This window comes from Chitinophaga fulva (genome assembly GCF_012927205.1).
Lineage (GTDB): Bacteria > Bacteroidota > Bacteroidia > Chitinophagales > Chitinophagaceae > Chitinophaga > Chitinophaga fulva.
The window spans coordinates 268,893-289,980 of sequence record NZ_JABBGC010000004.1 but is presented as its reverse complement, the minus strand read 5'-3'; the positions used below and the strand labels follow the sequence as shown (position 1 = coordinate 289,980).

Annotated in this window: 15 protein-coding genes and 1 tRNA gene; 7 read left to right on the top strand and 9 right to left on the bottom strand. The window is 46.0% G+C overall.

The window, feature by feature from the left end; genetic code table 11:
* The first annotated feature begins 3,125 nt into the window (after nt 1-3,125).
* On the top strand, nt 3,126-3,266 hold the full coding sequence (locus HHL17_RS29530) for a hypothetical protein (protein ID WP_169228451.1): 141 nt from the start codon (nt 3,126-3,128) through the stop codon (nt 3,264-3,266).
* 227 nt (nt 3,267-3,493) lie between these two features.
* Here HHL17_RS29530 and HHL17_RS29525 read toward each other — a convergent pair whose 3' ends face one another.
* From HHL17_RS29525 to HHL17_RS29495, 7 genes are all read right to left on the bottom strand, one after another.
* On the bottom strand, nt 3,494-4,111 hold the full coding sequence (locus HHL17_RS29525; RefSeq protein WP_169228450.1) for an outer membrane beta-barrel protein: 618 nt from the start codon (nt 4,109-4,111) through the stop codon (nt 3,494-3,496).
* Between the two features lie 564 nt (nt 4,112-4,675).
* Nucleotides 4,676-5,443, bottom strand: coding sequence for a polysaccharide deacetylase family protein (locus tag HHL17_RS29520; RefSeq protein WP_169228449.1), 768 nt, complete (start codon nt 5,441-5,443; stop codon nt 4,676-4,678).
* A 2-nt stretch (nt 5,444-5,445) separates the two neighbouring features.
* Complete coding sequence (locus tag HHL17_RS29515) at nt 5,446-6,231, bottom strand: glycosyltransferase (protein ID WP_169228448.1); 786 nt, start codon at nt 6,229-6,231, stop codon at nt 5,446-5,448.
* Nucleotides 6,232-6,518: 287 nt separating this feature from the next.
* On the bottom strand, nt 6,519-8,663 hold the full coding sequence (gene fusA / locus HHL17_RS29510; protein WP_206156220.1) for an elongation factor G: 2,145 nt from the start codon (nt 8,661-8,663) through the stop codon (nt 6,519-6,521).
* A 1,525-nt stretch (nt 8,664-10,188) separates the two neighbouring features.
* Nucleotides 10,189-10,656 (bottom strand): 30S ribosomal protein S7, encoded by a 468-nt coding sequence (rpsG, locus tag HHL17_RS29505; protein ID WP_169228447.1) that lies wholly within the window; start codon nt 10,654-10,656, stop codon nt 10,189-10,191.
* Between the two features lie 30 nt (nt 10,657-10,686).
* The gene (rpsL, locus tag HHL17_RS29500) at nt 10,687-11,067 is read right to left on the bottom strand and encodes a 30S ribosomal protein S12 (RefSeq protein ID WP_012789278.1); all 381 of its coding nucleotides are present in this window, start codon (nt 11,065-11,067) and stop codon (nt 10,687-10,689) included.
* Between the two features lie 310 nt (nt 11,068-11,377).
* A complete protein-coding gene (locus tag HHL17_RS29495) occupies nt 11,378-12,478 on the bottom strand; it encodes a branched-chain amino acid aminotransferase (protein ID WP_169228446.1) in 1,101 nt (366 codons plus the stop codon).
* Nucleotides 12,479-12,607: 129 nt separating this feature from the next.
* On the opposite strand from HHL17_RS29495, the gene HHL17_RS29490 reads away from it, so the two are divergent.
* The 4 genes from HHL17_RS29490 to HHL17_RS29475 all read left to right on the top strand — a co-directional run bounded on the left by HHL17_RS29490 (nt 12,608) and on the right by HHL17_RS29475 (nt 14,971).
* Nucleotides 12,608-13,105, top strand: a complete 498-nt coding sequence (locus HHL17_RS29490; RefSeq protein ID WP_169228445.1) for a hypothetical protein — start codon at nt 12,608-12,610, stop codon at nt 13,103-13,105.
* Nucleotides 13,106-13,164: 59 nt separating this feature from the next.
* The gene (gene rdgB / locus HHL17_RS29485; RefSeq protein WP_169228444.1) at nt 13,165-13,746 is read left to right on the top strand and encodes an RdgB/HAM1 family non-canonical purine NTP pyrophosphatase; all 582 of its coding nucleotides are present in this window, start codon (nt 13,165-13,167) and stop codon (nt 13,744-13,746) included.
* 17 nt (nt 13,747-13,763) lie between these two features.
* The gene (locus HHL17_RS29480; RefSeq protein WP_169228443.1) at nt 13,764-14,213 is read left to right on the top strand and encodes an acyl-CoA thioesterase; all 450 of its coding nucleotides are present in this window, start codon (nt 13,764-13,766) and stop codon (nt 14,211-14,213) included.
* 167 nt (nt 14,214-14,380) lie between these two features.
* Entirely contained in the window at nt 14,381-14,971 is a 591-nt protein-coding gene (locus tag HHL17_RS29475; protein ID WP_169228442.1) for a nitroreductase family protein, read from the top strand.
* 85 nt (nt 14,972-15,056) lie between these two features.
* On the opposite strand, the gene HHL17_RS29470 is transcribed toward HHL17_RS29475, so the two are convergent.
* Nucleotides 15,057-16,625 (bottom strand): glycerol-3-phosphate dehydrogenase/oxidase, encoded by a 1,569-nt coding sequence (locus HHL17_RS29470; RefSeq protein ID WP_169228441.1) that lies wholly within the window; start codon nt 16,623-16,625, stop codon nt 15,057-15,059.
* A gap of 308 nt (nt 16,626-16,933) precedes the next feature.
* Here HHL17_RS29470 and HHL17_RS29465 point away from each other — a divergent pair, with 308 nt between their 5' ends.
* Both HHL17_RS29465 and HHL17_RS29460 read left to right on the top strand, forming a co-directional pair.
* On the top strand, nt 16,934-19,381 hold the full coding sequence (locus tag HHL17_RS29465; RefSeq protein WP_169228440.1) for a mechanosensitive ion channel family protein: 2,448 nt from the start codon (nt 16,934-16,936) through the stop codon (nt 19,379-19,381).
* Between the two features lie 91 nt (nt 19,382-19,472).
* Nucleotides 19,473-19,546, top strand: a tRNA-Met gene (locus tag HHL17_RS29460).
* Between the two features lie 71 nt (nt 19,547-19,617).
* On the opposite strand, the gene HHL17_RS29455 is transcribed toward HHL17_RS29460, so the two are convergent.
* The gene (locus HHL17_RS29455) at nt 19,618-21,042 is read right to left on the bottom strand and encodes an AAA family ATPase (protein ID WP_169228439.1); all 1,425 of its coding nucleotides are present in this window, start codon (nt 21,040-21,042) and stop codon (nt 19,618-19,620) included.
* Nucleotides 21,043-21,088 lie beyond the last annotated feature (46 nt).

Here is a 21,088-nt window from a genome sequence, read left to right as displayed (position 1 = left end):
TCCTGAACAAAACATGCGAGGACTGAGCAGGCCAATACTCCCCAAAAGGCAACCGCTCCGTTTTGTGCCTATGCAGCAAAACGAAGCGGTTCCTGAATTAGTTAAAGCAGATACGGTGCATCCGGTTGCCTCTTACAGAGGTAAACCACCACCGATACCGCCCAGTAATGATTTTAGCAATCCTAAGATCAGTGCGAGCAATTGGTTCAGCAAATCCATAGTTTTAGGTTTTCATTGTTATGCCTACTCTTTTTTTGGTTTTCGGCAATCCCAGTTGGTAATCTTAACATCCGGTGCCGAATTTAAAAGCTCTTCCGTAATTAGCATGAGCTCATTTTGTTCATTTCCAGGGTTTTTGATCATTTTGTTCATTCCTCTGCACTGGCTGCATAGCAGCGTATTTTCTCTCTTTCCTGCAAAGACAAAAGGCCCCCTGGAGACCTCCGGGAGCGGTGTAACATTCCAACTGAAAAGTTTTTTTCGCGAGCGTAGGAATTCTTCTATAAACGTTCCCTGGTTAGGGATAACGTGTTGTAATTCCCGTATGATACGGGATGAAAGCAAATGAGACTCCTACTAAAAAAAACTCCGGGAACAAGTCCCGGAGCTAAATGCGTTGCAAGGGAAATCGAACTAAGGATAGACAGTTCCCTTACGGAAGGCCAGTAATTACAGGCCACCCAGCAGAGATTGCAGCAGAGCGACGATAGCTGCGAGCAGTTGATTCAGCAAATTCATAAAAAATGGATTTTCACCTGTTATGCCTACTCTTTTTTTGGTTTTCGGCGATCCCAATTAGTTACATACGTTTGTAAGGGAAATAGAACCGGAAACAGTACAGTTCCCTTAGGGACGATCAGTTATTACAGGCCACCCAGCAGAGATTGCAGCAGAGCGACGATAGCTGCGAGCAGTTGATTCAGTAAATTCATAGAAAATGGATTTTCACCTGTTATGCCTACTCTTTTTTTGGTTTTCGGCGATCCCAATTAGTTACATACGTTTGTAAGGGAAATAGAACCGGAAACAGTGCAGTTCCCTTAGGGACGATCAGTAATTACAGGCCGCCCAGCAGAGATTTCAGCAGAGCAACGATAGCTGCAAGCAGTTGGTTCAGTAAGTTCATAAAAATGGAATTACTCCTGTTTAGCCTACTCTTTTTTTGGTTTTCGGCAATCCCAATTGGTTTCATAGGAGGAACCAACATGTTAAAAATAAGGGCTATTCACACAATAACATACATTCATTTTGTTCATTCTGTTATCAAAAACACACGCTTTGTTCAATCCCCTGAACACGCTATTTACAAGGTCTGCAGGTAACACTAAACATCTTCCGAAATAATATCATATCTGTAAAAATCATCACCGAAAAACAGGAATCCTAATTATTTAACTCATCATAAAACACAAAAAAGCCGCGGGTTACTCGCGGCTCTTTTGTAATACGAATAAAAAAATGTCTTCCGTAATCACAGCATACAAGAGCATTGACTGTCCTGTATCTGCTGGGATTACAGGGCACCAATAACAGTGTGCAGAAACTTCAGGAAAGCGTTGAGAATTGTGTTAAACATACGGAAACGATTAAAGATTCTGAGCTTACTCTTTTTTTGGTTTTCAGCGATCCCAATGACCGGAACCAACCGGCCACACTGCAAAATAGTGCTTCCCCGCAATAATTACCCGTTCAGTTAATCCATTGATAGCTCTACCGTTCATTTTATTCATTACAATATCTGCCTAAAAAAAGCCATGACCTCGGTCATGGCTCTACGGGTAACAAACGCAGCATGCTCTTTAGCCGAATGCCTCCCAGTGCGGATTTCAGCTACGCAAAATAACCTGGCTACAGGGGAAAGAGTACATCGAGGACCATAAGAAAGAGGTTCTAATATCAGCTAACTTTTACATGGTTTTCGGCTGTCTCATTGTTCATGCGTCTGGGGGAGGCAGACAAGCCAAGGGGATTCAAGAGCAAAAATAGTTTACGGGTCTTTTAGTGGTGATGGTGGCAACCGCAACCACAGCCATGTTCACCACCACCAGGATTTGTGTTACCGCCGCCAAACAGCAATTGGAGCAGGAATAGCAGTAAATCAGTGAGGATCATAAAATTTGATTTAAAGGGGTTAAATGCCTACTCTTTTATTGGTTTTCAGCAATCCCAAATAACCGATGACAGTCGGTCATATTACAAATGTAACCGCTTCTCTCTAATACAACTATGATCCAGGTCATCCATTCTAATCCGATATCTATTTGCTCATTACAACATTGGTTGTTCATACACACCTGCTTACAAAAAAGCCATGACCGAGGTCATGGCTCTACGGGTAACAAACGCAGCATGCTCTCTAGCCGAATGCCGCCCAGTGCGGATTTCAGCAATGCAAAATAACCTGGAGACAGGGAAAGAGAACATCGAGGACCATAGGAAAAAGGTTTTTAATCTCAGCTACGCTTTTACATGGCTTTCGGCAATCTCATTGTTTATGCGTCTGGGGAGGCATACAAGCCGTGGGGTTCAAGAGCAAGAATAGTTCACATGTCGCTTAGCGCTTAGTGGCAACGACGTGGGTGGCAACGATCATCATCGTCATCATCTTCGCGATGACAACCACCATGACCAGGATTCGTGTTACCGCCGCAAAGCAGCCGGCGAAGCCATTCAAGCAATTCACAAAGGAACATAACAAATGGTTTTAGGGTTATAGCCTACTCTTTTTATTGGTTTTCAGCAATCCCAAATGACCGGGAACCGGTCATATTACAAATGTAACCGCTTCTCTTAAATCCAAATATGATGCAGATCATTATTGGCATTTATTATTACAGTATTCATTTTATTCATTGCAATACTCGCTGTTCACGACACAAAAAAGCCATGACGTCAGTCATGGCTCTACGGGTAACAAACGCAGCATGCTCTTTAGCCGAATGCCGCCCAGTGCGGATTTCAGCAACGCAAAATATCCTGTTGACAGGGAAAGAGTACAGCGAGGACCATAGGAAAAAGGTTTTTAATCTCAGCTACGCTTTTACATGGTTTTCGGCAGTCTTATTGTTTGCGGTCTGGGGGAGGCAAACAAGCCAAGGGGTTCAAGAGCAAGAAGACTTCATAAGGTGCTACTAACGACGGTGGCAACCATGATGGCCACGATCATCATCATCATCATCATCACGTGGGTGACCAGGATGAGTGTTGCAGCCGCAAAGCAGCTTGCGAAGCCATTCAATCAGTTCGTGAAGGAACATAACAATTGATTTAGGGTTAAAGCCTACTCTTTTATTGGTTTTCAGCAATCCCAAACGACCGGGTATTAACCAGCCATATTGCAAATGTAATTGCTTCCCTCAAATCCAAATATGACACCCATCACTCATTCAATACTATGACATTCATTCTGTAAAACATATAAGGAATCCTAATAAAAAGGCCCCGGCCGCCATAGATCATGACTACCGGGACCATTTTTTCACTTGCCAGTGGATTATTTTCCGCCTCTTTCTTCTTTATAAATAGCTTTTGCTTTAGCAGATGGCAGGTAAATCTGGAAACCTATGCCCAAGCTGATACGGTTGGCAGTGGTGGAATTACCTCCTCCCACAGTCAGATCATATTTCACTAAACCTTCCAGGCCCACATTGGGTGTAATAAAATAGGAAATACCAGGCCCGATACCAACGTTAAAACCATTTGTAGAAGCACCACTGGCTGGGTTTTGTCCGGCAAACCCGGCATTTGCTTCCGCAAAGAACCTCACTCTCTTGGAAAATTCCAGTTTCCTAACGTTTTTATCCTCTACAAAATAACGGGCGAAAACTCCTACACCATAATTTGTATTCGAAGCCCTGGTATCTGTCGTTTTATTCTTGGTAGTATTGGCGCCAAAATCAACATAACCGCCGACAGCCAAACCATCTTTGATAAACCAACCGATTTTAGGAGATAGATTAAAACTGAAAGCAGTGCTTTCCTTTTGAAAAGTCACATTCATGTTTGTGAGATTGGCACCCACCATAATGTTTCCTTTCTGGATCTGTGCTTTAACGGTTGATCCCATCAGTACACTCACTGCAACAAGGGTTAGGAGACGAATTTTTTTCATAGTGTGCATTTTAGTTTTAACATTTAACATGCTGAATGAATAAATATGCCGATCGCGCAAAACAGCAAATCAGTATTTGATGTTTGCAGCTATAGCAGGTTGCTATTGAATAATGAACTGAAAAAAATTAGCGGCAGGGGGATAATGGGTAGCTTAACAAATGCTTCAAACAATCACAAACACATGCTCGAATAGAAACTGAACTTGAAACAAAACTACTGAAAATGAAGCATATAAGTTTCTCTTTTGTTAAAAAAAATATAATTTTTTCTCTCCTTGTACTATTTGCTGACCGTCCTTTTCTGGTTATGCTTAAGGCATATAACAATTACGATCGAATGTTGTTGTATAAAAATCTTTTCCCACCTGTGCTTTTTTTTCCATGTTTCCCGGGGTGATTTTTCTAAAGAGGATAGTTCGGAAACCTGACAGGACAGAATGAGGCAGTACTCCTCCCTTGTTACTATGGGTGATATATTCCAGGACGGCATATTTACCGGAGACAACAGTCATCCGGGGACAGGGCAGCTAGGTGGCGCAAACATTATACATTAAGGCAAAGGATTACAGCATATCGATATGCGCGCAGAAGCGGCCCTGTTGCTGCAGAAACCGCAGGAAACCAGCCATTTTCTGCTCCATCCTGGAGCCGGAAACGCGGCTGATATAGGAAGGCAGGGCATAGCCCCGGATATCCACCAATTCCCACGGGTGGAAATAAAAAGAGAGGTAATTATCTTTCCGGAGGATGGTTTTGCTGAAATGGCGGGTCACCCACAGGGGGGCATTTTTCACGCTCAGCCAGAAAACGGGGTACCGGATGAGGGGGGAAACGGAAGAAGGGATGATCCACATATTGTTTTCTCCCCGGAACATGGTACGAGGCAGGTGACGGTTATTATAGCGACCAGGAAGCCAGGTAGGGTTCAGGGAAGCATCGTAGAGGTAACCGGCATCTTTGAGCGCTTGCATGTTCACTTTACGGAGGCGGGGCATGCGGAAACCGCGTACCTGTTGACCGCTGATTTCCTGCAGGGCCAGTCGGGACCCTTCCAGGTCCGCATCGGAGAAAGAGCTATGGTAGTATGCGTGGGAGGCAATTTCGTGTTTGGCGGCCACCTGTCTGATCAGTTCGGGGTAATGCTGCGCCCAATAGGCAGTGATAAAAAAAGTAGCGCGCACATTGTATTGATCAAAGAGGTCGAGGGTAGTTTGCAGGCCTTTTCTGGATATTTCCAGTTTTTCCTGCAGGGGTACCTGTCGGCCAAATTCTTCGGGGATATCAAATTCTTCCACGTCAACACTAATCAGTATCCTTTTCTCCTGGTTCATAGTTAGTTAGCGGCGTTAGCACTGGTAATAATCCGGCAATAGTTCCTTAGTTCTTTCAGCAGCAGTTTGATTTTAAATGCGCTGAAGCTGATACCGGGGCGGCAATATACGTCTACTGCACCGATTTTGAGGCGTGGATTTTTACCGGCTTTGTACAGGAACTCGCTATCATAGAGAAAACCGTCGATGGTAGTATTGAGGAGTACTGATCTGCCGTGGGCGTTGAAGCCTTTGAGGCCGGCCTGGGCGTCATTTACTTTAAGGCGGAGCACCACTTTATTGAGCAGGCGGCTGATGCGGGTAATAATTCTTCTTTTACGGGGCAATTCTTTCAGGTAAGCGGCTCCCCTTTCGCCGGCCACTACATCGAGGCCTTGCTGAAGCTGGTCGTAGGCTTTTCTAACGGCATCTACGCCAAACGGGAAGTCAAGGTCGGTATACACCTGGTAGGCATGGCGGGAATTTTTCACGCCTTCGCGGACCGCATGGCCTTTACCACGGTTTTGTTTATTGTTGACGATGATAATGCCGGGAATGGCAGCTTCGAGCCAGGATATATGCTGACTGGTGAAGTTGCGGAGCGAACCATCATTTACGAGGATGAGCTGTACAGGCACTTCGCCCATGAGGCGAAGTACTTCATGATAGTGCCTGATTAGCGATTCCACCCAAGGGCCCGACGGGTTCCAGCAGGGCAGAATCACATCCAGGCCAGGAGCCAGTACAATCTGTTCTCCTGTTTCGTATATAACAGTTGCAGGAGGTGCTTGTGTTAATTCTAAGTACATATTGTGGTCAGTCGGCTATCAGTAAAAAAATACAGGCTCAGTTAGATATGCATTTTCATATAGTATAACGGCAAAAGGCTGACCACCCCCTACTACCCCTGGAAAGAAATCATAAAAAAAGGTCCTGAAGAACAGGACCCTGGCATTTGGCAAAAAGTACGGTCAGTTGTAGGTTATGTTTAGTCGAATATATTGAAAAACCATTACCTGGCAATAGCATGTTCATGTAAGCAAAAAAGGTTGTCCCGCTTTCGCAGGACAACCTTTTTCTATGGAAAAAATATGTATTAGGCGTTTACTTTACCTTTTACTTTCGCTACTACTTCTTCAGCCACGTTGTTTGGAGCCGGAGCGTAGTGAGAGAATTCCATGATGGAGCTGGCGCGGCCAGAAGACAGTGAACGCAGTTGGGTTACGTAACCGAACATTTCGCTCAAAGGAACTTTAGCTTTGATCACCTGTACACCATTTTTGGAGTCCATACCTTCCAGCATACCACGACGACGGTTCAGGTCACCTGTAACGTCACCCATGTACTGGTCAGGAGTTTGTACTTCCACTTTCATGATAGGCTCCAGCAACACTGGTTTAGCTTTGCGGGCAGCTTCACGGAAGGCTTGTTTGGCGCAGAGCTCGAAAGACATAGCGTCGGAGTCCACCGCGTGGAAGGAACCGTCAAACAGTCTTACTCTCAGGTTCACCAGCGGGAAGTTAGCGAGAACACCCTGGTTGAGGGATTGTTCAAAGCCTTTCTGTACAGCTGGGATGAACTCTTTAGGGATAGCACCACCAAAGATATCATTGACGAACTGGAAGGCTTTGCCTTCATTCTCTTTCAGCCATTCTGCATCGGCAGGTCCGATTTCGATCTGGATATCAGCGAATTTACCACGACCACCGGTTTGTTTCTTAAATACCTCACGGTGTTCAACTTTGGCAGTCAGGGCTTCTTTGTAAGCTACTTGCGGAGCACCCTGGTTAACTTCCACCTTGAATTCGCGACGCATACGGTCAACGATGATTTCCAGGTGAAGCTCACCCATACCGCTCAATACGGTTTGGCCGGTTTCTTCGTCAGTTTTAGCTTTCAGGGTAGGATCTTCCTCTACCAGTTTAGCGAGAGCCATACCCATTTTATCAACGTCCGCCTGAGTTTTAGGCTCGATAGCGATGCTGATAACCGGTTCCGGGAAGGTCATAGATTCCAGGATAATAGGTGATTTTTCATCACACAGGGTATCGCCGGTTTTGATATCTTTAAAACCAACAGCAGCACCGATATCACCAGCTTCGATGAAATCGATCGGGTTCTGCTTGTTAGCGTGCATCTGCATGATACGGCTGATACGTTCGTTTTTGCCGGTACGGGTGTTCAGTACATAAGAACCTGCATCCAGGTGACCGGAATAAACCCGGAAGAACGCCAGACGACCTACGAAAGGATCGGTTGCGATTTTGAACGCCAGTGCAGACAGTGGTTCTTTAGCATCTGGTTTACGTTCGATTTCTTCGCCGGTATCAGGGTTGGTACCTTTTACCGCTTCGATGTCCATTGGAGAAGGCAGGTAACGGCAAACCGCATCCAGCATTTTCTGAACACCTTTATTTTTGAAGGAGGAACCGCACATCATCGGGATGATAGCGATGTCGATAGTAGCTTTACGGATTGCTTCGTGGATTTCAGCTTCGGAGATAGAGTTAGGATCTTCGAAGAATTTCTCCATCAGGGTATCGTCGTATTCAGCAACGGCTTCTACCAGTTTAGCTCTCCATTCGTTCGCTTCTTCCTTCATGTCTTCCGGAATTTCGATTTCCTGGTAGGTAGCACCTTTACCTTCTTCGTCCCAGATGATACCTTTCATGGTGATCAGGTCAACCACGCCTTTGAAAGTATCTTCCGCACCGATAGGCAGGGTCAGGGGAACGGGGTTAGCACCCAGCATTTCCTTTACCTGTTTTACCACGTTCAGGAAGTCGGCGCCGGAACGGTCCATTTTATTAACGAAACCGATACGGGGTACGCGGTAGCGGTTAGCCTGGCGCCAAACGGTCTCAGACTGAGGTTCAACGCCGGATACAGCGCAGAACAGTGCCACCAGACCGTCCAGTACACGCAGGGAGCGTTCTACTTCCACGGTAAAGTCCACGTGGCCCGGAGTATCGATGATGTTGAATTTATATTGCTTAGTGTCCGGGAGAGCTTTACCCTGTAAGGTTGGGAAATTCCAAAAACAAGTGGTAGCAGCAGATGTGATGGTAATACCTCTTTCCTGCTCCTGTGCCATCCAGTCCATGGTAGCAGCACCCTCGTGCACCTCACCAATCTTGTGGGATTTACCTGTATAATACAGGATACGCTCTGTGGTAGTGGTTTTACCCGCATCAATGTGCGCCGCAATACCAAAGTTCCTTTGAAATCTTAAGTCTGCCATAATATTAAAATGACTAAATAATGCAATTTGGGGGGCAAAGGTAATTTATTTTTAGCAATAAATAAAACGCGCGATATTGCGCAATTGTTATTTCTTTTTTAACAAGCACGGGCGTTTTGACACATTAATTTAAATTAAAATGGCTTAAATTGTTTTAACCGGTTTTATACCGAATTCTACCATTTTTCCGTCAAAACCAGCCATTAGAAAAGTAGGCATTTGTCAGGATTGATAATTCGTTGATATTCGTGTTATTATCGAGTACTAGTGCATAATCCCCCAAGTTCCGCTTCACACAGATACTGTCATGTAGATCATCTGGTTACCCCAGGAAACTAATTGGTTTATTTATACCTGCTTATCAAAATTTTACCATTCTGATCTTAGATTTATTTCCGTGCTTATCCATTACTTATCATCTATTCACCCTTTCATTCTCTATCTATTCATTCCAAAAGTGAAAAATTTATGGCTATATCTGTACATTCCTCCTAATCAATAAGGTGGCCGTTTCGTTTTCATTCATTTTTTGGTACTACTGGTGCTACCGGTGCTGCTGGCGCTCAGGGACCGGCCGGTACGATAGCCATTCCTTACAATGGTAGTGAGTCAGTTAGTAGCGCCAATGCTCTTTTCGGCCTTAGTCTTACTAGTGGAAACGGTAGTTTTCTCGTTTACAAGAATCCTAATGGTTTTTATGCCAGTTCAAACGGGAATGTAGCCCGTATAGCCAGAAATGGGCGGGGCTATTTTAACGATGGCACCCAGAGTTATGGCGCTGACCTGGCAGAGGCATTTGATGCCGCAGGTGGCATTGCCTTTTACGATCCAGGAGATGTGATAGCGATTGCAACCAATACAGACCGTACTATTGAAAAACCTACAGGTGCATATTCCTCACTGGTAGTGGGCGTGTATACCACCAAACCGGGGGTATTTGCTCTCAGAGGAGCATTCGATACAGATATTTCAGGCACGGTGCCATTGGGTGCTGAAACCGGGCCAGGCGATCGGCAAGGCATTACAGGAATTCACCGGGGAAACCGGCAAGATCAAAGTATTAGTAAATGTGAGATAAAGCAGTAGATCTAACCAATTAGCCATGGCTGTCGGGTTCTCCCGACGGCCTTTTTTATGTTAGGGGAAGTTTTTGGGGTGATCCGGTTGAGCATCAGTGGTGATATTTTAAATGTTGGGGAGTGGCCGCTATGTAACGGGAAATGCTTGTTAAAGCGAGAGATTTAAACAAAGGAGTGTGGCAGTATTTGGTAGAGAGGAGTCTTCAGAAGCACAGGAGCATTGAAATAAGGGGTTGTTTGTGCAGGACACCCACAGTTATCCACATTCCGGGCACGCCTGGCGACGTCCCGGCAAATCCGCTATGGCAGTGGAGCATCGAGTTTATCAACGGGGTAATGCAGGAGTTACGCACACTAAAAGCATGGTTTATCCACACATAAAAAGGCAAACAGCTCCGAAGAGGAACTGTTTGCCAAATATATTGAGTTGCCCGTGAGGGCTATAACTATACTCTGAAGTGAGAGAAAGCTTTGTTAGCCTCAGCCATACGGTGAGTATCTTCTTTCTTCTTGAACGCTGCGCCTTCACCTTTGCTTGCTGCTACGATTTCATTTGCCAGCTTATCAGCCATGCTCTTACCATTTCTTTCACCAGCATAACGAACCAGCCATTTGATGCTCAGGGATACTTTTCTATCCGGGCGAACTTCAGCAGGGATCTGGAAGGTAGCACCACCGATACGGCGGCTTCTAACTTCTACAGCAGGAGTTACGTTGGTCAATGCTTTTCTCCAAATTTCATAACCGTTTTCACCGGTCATCTGGCTTACCTTATCCACGGCATCGTAGAAGATTTTATAGGCAATGCTCTTTTTTCCTTGTTCCATTACGTTATTAACGAAGCGAGTTACCAGCTTGTCGTTAAACCGAGGATCCGGAGCCAGAGGCAATTTTTTTGCAGCTTGCTTTCTCATTTATTGAAAATTACGACTATTTATAATTGATTATTTTTTAGCCTTTTCCTTTTTAGTACCATATTTGGAACGGCTCTGCTTTCTGTCTTTCACACCGGCAGTATCCAGGGAACCGCGAACGATGTGGTAACGAACACCTGGTAAGTCTTTTACCCTTCCACCACGGATCAGTACGATAGAGTGTTCCTGCAGGTTGTGACCTTCACCAGGGATGTAAGCAATCACCTCAACTTTATTGGTCAAACGCACCTTTGCAACTTTACGCAAAGCGGAGTTAGGTTTTTTAGGCGTGGTTGTGTACACACGAGTACAAACACCACGACGCTGAGGGCAGCTATCTAATGCCCTGGACTTAGACTTAGCCCGGATAATTTCTCTTCCTTTTCTTACTAATTGTTGTATAGTAGGCATTCTTTACCTAGTTTTTTATGTCGGTTTACAATGACATCCAAATTTCCCATAAGGGATTTTGGGAGGGCAAAGGTAAAACTATATATGTGAATAACAAAATTGTTTCGAATAATTTTTTTGCCGGTTTTGAAGTTCCCAGGTAGTCGAAGACTGGTCAAACGTGATCTGGTATAAGCAGGATATCAAAAATCCGGATTGCAAAGGTATGATTTCCTTTAGAATCTACCATAAAAAAATAGGGCCGGTTGACAGACCCTACTTTTTTATTTGGTTATTTTTTTATTTTGATATTTTGTTAATGTGTACCTGCCTATTTCTCACCTACCTGGTAATTCCAGTTGCGGGTATCTTCCTCACGGCCGGTGCGGATAGCATCGAGCCGGCGGATTACTTCCGCGCCGGTTTTATAGGTAGTAGTGTCCAGTTTGATCTGTGTATCGAGGTAATCCAGTTGTTCTACGTAGGCCAATGCAGCGGCTGTACCGGTACCAAAGACTTCGCGGAGGGTGCCGTTTTTATAGGCAGTCACCACTTCATCGATAGATATAGGTCTTTCTTCCACAGTGAGACCGAGATCTTTCAGCAGATCGATTACGCTGGCACGGGTAACCCCTTCCAGGATGGTGCCTTGTTCCAGATCGGGCGTGATAGCCGTATTGCCAATAATAACAAATACGTTCATGGTACCGCATTCCTGCAGGTATTTATGTTCATAGCCATCTACCCAGAGGATCTGGTCGTAGCCCTGTTTTTTAGCCTGCATGGTAGGATACATGGTACCGCCGTAGTTGCCCGCAGCTTTAGCGTATCCTACGCCGCCGGGGAAAGCCCGTACATATTTATCCTGCACCAGCAGTTTAATCGGTTTATTGAAATAAGGACCGGAAGGTGAATTGATAATGGCAAAACGGTAGGTATCAGAAGGGCGCACCCCAATGAATTCATCTGCTGCGATCATAAAAGGACGCAGATAAAGAGAGCAACCAGGGCCGGTTGGGACCCAGTCGCGGTCCAGATCAATCAATATGTCCATACCACCGATAAAGAGCCATTCCGGCACTTCGGGCATACCCATTCTTTCGGCGGAGAGGTTAAATCTCCTGTAGTTATCGTAAGGACGGAAGATCATCGGGTTGTCCTGAGGATCTTTATAGGCCTTGATACCTTCGAAAATGGCCTGTCCATAATGCCAGGCGGCATTGGAAGGGCTTACAGAAAAATTCTGAAAAGGCAGGATTTCGGCATTTTTCCACTCTTTTCCATCAAAATCGGCTACCAGCATGTGGTCAGCATACTTTTTACCGAACACCAGATTATTAAAATCCACTTCACTCAAACGGCTATGCGTAGTTTTTGTGACTTTGATCTTCTGTAATGCTTCTTCCTTTACTGTTGATTTAGCTACCATCATGGTTAATCAATTTTATCTCAATATTTTTACACTTTCTTGCGTTGGATGGCCGCATTTGCGGATACGGCAGTGCAAATAAACTGATTTTTCCCCACGCGGGACTTTGATATTAAATTAAATTATAATAATATGTCGCTCGACCAATTAGACCTTGATCCGTATTATCTGGCTAAAATCTTTACCCAGCCGATCATTCCCGGGAAAAGCGTGCCGGTTGCAGCGCCGCAAATTGAGGTACCCAAAGTCAAATATTTAGGAGAAAATCAAAAAAACGTTGCGCTCTTCATACAAAACGAAAATGAAGCCTACTTAAATGATGAATTATTCAACCTCCTTACCAATATATTAAATGCCTGTAAACTAGGGATGCAGGACGTATCCCTGATGAACACCTCTCCTTACCCGCAGCTGGACTACACTTCGTGGCAAGCTGCTGTAAAAATAGAGAAGGCCATTGTATTTGGCGCCGCATCGACACCGCTGGGCCTGACAGATGCGCCTCTTTACCAACTGTTGACCGTCAACAGCACTACCCTGCTGCTGTCTGACGAACTGCAAGTGATTGGAACTGATAAAGTACTGAAAGCCAAACTGTGGGCCGGACTGAAGCAACTGCTTGGCATTTAATTATTTTAATATTTTTTTATTTTATTACTTGATTTAGGGCGATTTAGAAATTTTAATAGATGAAACTGATTTTTGCTACCAATAATGAAAATAAGGTGAAGGAGTTCCGCTCCATGCTGGGCGATCATTTCGAGATCATCACCCTGCTGGAAGCGGGTATTGACATTGACATCCCTGAACCACACGATACGCTGGAGGAGAATGCCCGTGAGAAATCGACCACCATCCACCAGATGACCCTTCAAAACTGTTTTGCAGAAGACACGGGACTGGAAATCAGCGCACTGAACGGCGCTCCCGGGGTATTAAGCGCCCGGTATGCCGGTGAACAGAAAAAGGCAGCTGACAATATCGTCAAAGTACTGGCTGAAATGGAAGGCGCCAGCGACCGCAGCGCACAGTTCCGGACGGTCATCTCTCTCATCCTTGACGGAAAAGAGCACCAGTTTGAAGGCATCAGTCGCGGCACCATTACAGAACGTACTTCCGGAGAGAAAGGCTTCGGCTACGATCCCATCTTTATTCCCGAAGGCGCCAACCGTACCTTTGCCGAAATGGACCTTGCCGAAAAAAATCAGTACAGTCACCGTGGCCGTGCCTTCGAGAAATTCGTGGCCTTCCTGAAAACATTACCTGTTTAACATCTACCTAAAAAATAATGGCAAGAATAAAAATAGACCTACCAGAGAAATTTGGGTTCAGCACAACGATACCTATCAGGATACAGGATGTTAACTATGGCGGACATGTTGGCAATGACGCCATCCTGTCTATAATGCACGAGGCCCGCATGCAGTTCATTCAACGGGCAGGCTACAAAGAACTGGACCACGAAGCCGGCACCGGCCTGATTATGGCCGATGTAGCCGTAGCCTACAAAGGAGAAGGCTTCCATGGCGATATTTTTACCGTGGAGGTAGCCGCAGGAGAATACAGCCCATTCGGTTTTGAACTTTTCTATCACCTGACCACCCAGCGTAACAGCCAAACAATCACCATCGCCACCGCCAAGACCGGCATGGTATGCTTTGATTACAACGCCCGCAAAGTCATGAAATTACCGGCAGAGATGAAAGCTGCCATGGAATCTATGGTTTCCCAGGGCTGAAGCCCTGGGCTAAGATGTTATTCAGGTATCATTTAATGGGAAACCATTATTATCGGAAGACATTTTATCAGTAGGAGACATTATTGCAGGCAACCATTATTATCGGGAGATATTTTTATTGAGAGACATTTCATTGGGAACCATCATTATATAATATAAACAACATCATGGAAACAAATACTACCGCCAGTTATCTGGAAAAAATAATCGCCAGTCGCCGCACCGTGAAGCCTACCAGCATGAACGGCCGGAAAATAGCCGACGAAACCGTACAACAGCTGCTGCAAATGGCAGACTGGGCACCCACTCACGGCTATACGGAGCCATGGTACTTCGTTGTGTACGGCGGTGAGAAAGTACAGCAGTTCTGTACTGCTCATGCCGATCTGTATAAACAGTTCACTCCGGCGGACAAATTCATTGCCGGCAGCTACGATAAACTGAAAAGTCAGGGTGATCTGGCTTCTCATGTGATTGCCATCTGTATGAAAAGAGGCAGCAATCCAAAAATTCCGGTTGTAGAAGAAATTGCAGCAGTATCCTGCGCCGTACAGAATATGTGGCTGGGCGCCACCTCTCAGGGCATTGCCGCCTACTGGGGCTCCGGCGGTATGACCTTCCACCCTGCCATGCAGGATTATCTCGGACTGGGGGATGCAGACCAGGTATTGGGCTTCTTCTACCTTGGCTATACAGACGAACCGGCACAACCCGGCAAGCGCCTGAAACCATTGTCTGAAAAAGTAAAATGGATGTAATCATTTAAAAAATTAGCTATTTGATTATTTAATTATTGGGTTGGAATGGAGGAATTCAATAATTGAATAATCAAATAGCTAAATATCAAACCAGTATATATGCTTTCGCAAGCGTTTCGAATGTTTGCAGCTGTTCGTTGACCCAGTGCCCGTCCCTCCCCAGTTCCCGTGCCATGATATTTGCTACGGCCGGGGCTATACGTAAAGCTTCCCGTGCATCCAGAAAGAGCAGCCGTACCCTCCTGGCAAGAAAATCAGCGATGTTCCGCGCCATTTCTTCCCTTACCGCCCAAACCACCTGCACTTTCAGGATACCGAAAGACTCACTCAACACCTCCTGCAGATCTGGCTGGTCCTTCATCAGTTGCTGCAGCCGGGGCACATCGCTGCCATAGAAATACCAGGGGTCTTCCCAGTTCATCCCGGTAGCGGCACCGTGGACCGGCATTTCGTCGGTTACCGACGCTGTCGGTTTCCAGCGCAGGGACTTTTCCAGCTGGTGGATGACATCTTCCGCCATACGACGGTAGGTGGTCCATTTGCCGCCGATGATGGTCACCAGTCCTGAAGCGGCCACGATGATTTTATGGCTGCGGGATATTTCCTTCGTTTTATGACCTTCCGCTTTCGCAGCCGCGAGCGGACGAAGGCCGGCCCATACGCTCAGTACGTCGCTGCGTTGCGGCGCCCTGACCAGGTATTCTCCCGCCGTGCGCAGGATAAAGTTGATTTCCGCCTCCAGTGCATGCGGTTCCAGGCTGATGTGGTTAATCGGCGTATCTGTAGTTCCTACCACCACTTTGTTATGCCACGGCACCACGAACAGTACGCGGCCATCGCTGGTAGCCGGGATCATCAGCGCATTATGCCCGGGCAGAAAGCTGCTGTCGAGCACCACATGCACACCCTGACTGGCCGCAATTGACTTAGGAGCTTCCGGGTTATCCATCTCCAGAATATCATCCGCAAAAACACCGGTCGCGTTGATCACCGCCCTGGTATTGAGAAATATTTCAGGTCCGTCATTCAGTGTATCCCTGACCGTTAGTCCGCTGATATTACCGCCTTCATCTTTATAAAGACTGGTAATTTTCATATAGTTCAGGACCGTGCCTCCTTTATCGGTGATTGTCTGGGCCAGGTTGACCGCCAGGCGGCTGTCATCGAACTGACCGTCATGATAGAGGACGCCGCCGGCGAGGCGTTCCGGTTTCAGGGTAGTGAGTTTTTCCAGCGTATCCCTGCGGGAGATATGTACCGATCTGCCGAGGCTGAGGCGGCCAGCCAGCCAATCGTACATTTTAAGGCCGATCGTATATTTCAGGTTTTCCCACGCATTGAAAGTAGGGATCACGAAGCTGAGGTTACGCACCAGATGGGGTGCATTATGCGCGAGGCGGCCACGTTCCACGCTGGCCTCCCTGACGAGGGAAACATCGCCCTGGGCCAGGTAACGTACCCCTCCATGCACCAGTTTAGTGCTTTTACTGGACGTGGAGGCCGCAAAATCAGCCTGTTCAAGGAGCAGGGTACGGTATCCTCTCGTCACCGCTTCCAGCGCGGCGCCTAAACCGGTAGCACCGCCGCCGGCCACAATAATATCCCAGGGCTCCAGATCTTTTCTCAGGGCTGCAACAATAGCTTCTCTTTTCATATACGATTTTTCGGGTACTACAAAATACTGCGGAAATACCGAGTCCGCAAATGGCAACGGCTTCTGCCCCTAAAACTTAACGGACAGGTAAAGGAAAAGTTCTGGCAGCCGGAACATTTAGGCACAAAAAATGTTCCTCTAAGTAACGTAACTTCCTGTTCCATATCATTATTCATATGTTCATTCAGGTTATCATCAGACCACGATATTTTTGTTGGCCTTTGCTGGCATTACTATGGCTATGCATTGTTTTACCTGCTGCCGGTCAGCGGAGCAAAAAAAAGATTCCCACGACTGACACCATTCATATGGCGGTTATTGACAGTGCCACGATCAGCAAAAATATCAGCAGGCTGGCCCAGGACACTTCCAAGTTGAAGAAATCCGATACCGCCGTGGCCGTGATCATCAACAGGATAGAAGGTTATACCCTCCTGCTCAACCAGCTGATGAGCAGCCTGCGGCGTGGATTTGACACTGTCAGTATCACCTGGGAAGTCCCATTGGTAGACACTTCCCTCGCATTGATCAAAGAAAATATTGCTGGGCTGGACCGTACCCCAAATATCAACGATATTTACACCAACAAGGTAATGCTGGAGCAGCTGCAGCGCAAGCTGGGTGGCTGGCAGAACAACCTCTTCTCCTATTACAACGCCCTGGTAGCCATCAACGATACACTACACTCTCTGCGGCGCGACACCTCCATGCGCAATATTCCCGCAGAAGATGAGCTCTATGGTTTTTATATCGGTCAGCTTACCCGCCTGATCAACAAATACCGTGTAGTAGACAGCGCCAATAAAGTAAGCCTTGTTAAAATGGGGTTACTGCAAAACAAGATCGCCAACCGGTACATTGATGTGTCCAATCTGCTGGAGGACAGCAACTATCAGCTGGAGCAGTTTTCCGCCAACATGTTTTCCCGTGACTACCGGTATATCTGGGCGCCGCACCGTGACAGTATCAATCCACTGGAGTTTTTCCCGGTCGCCCGACGATCTTTACACAAAAGCACACGGGTATTGAGCATCTTCTTTTCTATCCAGTGGCCGATTTTCATTGTATGGATATTGCTAGCCTCCTTGTTTGCCGGGTGGATCTACGCCAATGTGCGGCGTATCCGGCGCAATCATCCGGAGCAGGAGGCAGAAGCGATCCTGCAACATGCGCAGTATGTGTACCGTCATCCGGTAGCGAGCACTGTTATTTTTGTAACGACGTTGTCCTCCGTGTTTTCCGTGCGGTATCCCATTCTGTACACCGAAATTATCTGGGGGCTGACCATGTTCGCCCTCTCCTATCTTTTCCGGTCACATTTTCCGAGGACACTATATCGCTATTGGCTGATGCTGATGGCGCTGCTTTTTGTGTATTGCGTCAATAACCTGTTGATAGAGGTGACTTATGCCGAACAATGGGGACTGCTGATCTGCGCCGTGCTCTGTATACTGCTGGGTTTCCGGCTGCTGAAAGAAACCTCGCTGACCACCTTCGCCCATCCAAAATATACCGCGCCCACCATTAAGCTGTTTATCGGCACCTCCGCCATTTCCCTGCTGCTGGTGATATTCGCCCGGGTAGGCAGCGCCAAAATATTCGGGTCCAGCGCCGTGGTGAACACCGTCATGGCCATGAACCTGTATGTACTCGTGAAAATAGTGCTGGAAGCGGTGTTCATACAAGTGGAGGCCAATAAAAACTCCAGCACCTTTATCTCTTTCATGGACTACCAGGATGTGCAGACCAAGCTAAAAACATTCCTGACTGTACTGGCTTTCGTAGGCTGGCTGATCATTGTAGCCCGTAACCTCTACCTGTACGACGCCGTCTACGAAGAGATCAGCAATATCCTGTCCGCCAGCCATCACATTGGCAATTCGGACTTTACCTTCAGCAGCGTGATCATTTTTGTGCTTGTCATCTGGGTGGCCTTTGTCGCCTCCCAGATGATAGCGTATATGTTTGGCAGTACCGGTCAGAGTACCAGTCCGGCCCGGAAGCCACGCTTCGGCTCTACCCTGCTGTTGTTACGTCTTGCCGTACTGGCCGGCGGTGTATTACTCGCCTTCGCCGCCTCCGGTATCCCGATGGACAAACTGACCATCGTGATAGGCGCCCTCAGCGTAGGCATAGGCTTCGGTTTACAGAACATCGTCAACAACCTGGTGTCCGGTATTATCCTGGCTTTTGAAAAACCTATTGAAGTGGGTGACGTGATAGAACTGGGTACCCGCTCCGGTGTTGTGAAAGAAATCGGTATCCGCTCCAGTAAAATTTCCGCCTATGACGGCTCTACCGTAGTAGTTCCCAATGCTGATCTTATCTCCCAACAACTGATCAACTGGACGATGACCAACCGTGTCCGTCGTGTTAATTTCATGCTCGGCGTAGGTTATGGTAGCGACATCACACAAGTGACCGATATTATCAAGAGCGCTTTCCCCGGCCAGGAAGGTATTCTCACCACACCAGAGCCGATCGTACAGCTTTCCCAGTTCGGGGATAACGCCGTTAATTTCCAGGTGTACTTCTGGATTTCCGATCTTGGCAATGCCGGCACCTTACAAAGCAAAGTGCTCACTTTCATCTACGACGCCCTCAACAAAGCCGGTATAGAACTGCCTTTCCCGCAACGGGACCTGCATATCCGCAGCATCGATGAAGCCGTGCTGAACAAGTGGAAAGTCAATAAGGAAGCGGAATCCGGGCTACCAGACGATAAACCGGCAGAGAACGGAGAAAAAAAATTGTAAAAAAACGGGCTGTACATTTTGAATTTTCATTTATTAGCCGTTATCTTTGCACTCCCGTTTTGAGAATGAGAATTCAAGACAGACAGGAAATGGCGAGGTAGCTCAGGTGGTTAGAGCACAGGATTCATAACCCTGAGGTCTCGGGTTCAAGTCCCGATCTCGCTACAGGTTAAAAGCCGCAAATTCTTTTTTAGGAATTCGCGGCTTTTTCATTTAGGAGAAATGGTATTCTACTATCATTCAAACAAAACATCCATCTTCAGACTGTTTTGTACCAGCGAATCCGAGTAACTATTTTTATTCAATCCAAAAGTTGTTATCATAGTCAGAAAAATAGCTTTGCGCGTTTTTGTTTCTTCTTTAAAAATGCCAATCTTATTTCTCAACTGCTCCGCATATTTTTTGTCGATTGTAAAATTGTTAATAGAGAATTTCATTTCACAAATATTGATTACCTGATCGCGTCTGTCAATCACCAGGTCAATTTGAGCGCCGGCATCTGTATTGGCACTTATCCATGATGATGTGGCTGTTTGCACTCCGCTGATCCCTAGTGCCTTTTTTATTTCTTTAATATGCGCAAGACATACCTGCTCATAAGCATAACCGCTCCAGGAACGCTGCTCCGGACTATCCAAACCATTAATCCAACTATTTTCATCCAATACACCAGCCTTTCTTATAAACTTTAAATAAAACAGCGAGTAAAAATCAGTTAGCTGATAAAGACTATTTCTTTCCTTTTTTCCGTATGAGATGTATTTGCGAATGAAATCACTTTCCTCTAATTCTTTTAAAATTCTAGTGACACTCCCCCCTGTGGGAAGCTTAGCTCCTTTGATTAACTCCCCGCGCGTTAATCCTTTTGCCTTTTTACTCAATGTTTCTATGATTGCAATATGTTTTTCCGCATTATCGAATAAGGATTGGTAAAGATTATCAAATTCAGAACGTAGCATTCCATCCTTCTCAAAGCATAGTCTATCAATATTCTGGGCGGCACTTTGCGCTACATTAACCTGCTCCAGATAAAAGGGGATCCCGCCCATAACCATGTACAATTGTATAATCTGATACCTGTCAAATGTTGCAGTCCTATACTTTAAAAATTCTTCGCACTCTTTCAAGGTAAAGGGTTCTAACCTAAGCCGATGAGTCACCCGATTATGCAAGCCCCCTTTATTATTAATGAGTTTGTTGATCATCCATCCCGCTGCTGAACCACAAACAATCAATACGACATCATTTCTTGCGCTTGCCCATGAATTCCAAAAATGCTCCAGCGCAGGTACAAAATCAGACTGTGCTGTATCAAGCCAGGGCAGTTCGTCCAGAAAAATAATTTTCTTTTTACGCTTACTGGATTCCAGCAAAACAGAGAGCTGTTGGAATGCTGTGAACCAATCGGCAGGAGTTTTTTTCTTATTGGCTGAAGAATCATATTTTATCAAGGCAGCATAAAAATTGGCTAATTGTTGTGACAGGTTTACATTAGACATACCTGTCATGTAAAATTCAAATTTGTTATCGAAAGCCTGCCTGATTAAAAAAGTCTTCCCTACCCTTCTTCTCCCATACACTGCTACAAAAGAGGATGAATTGGTGTCTTTGATCTGATTGAGCAAATCAAGCTCTTTTTTGCGGCCAATTAACTTGTCCATATCCATCAATTTGGCCATAAATATAAAAAAACGAGCACTTATGGCC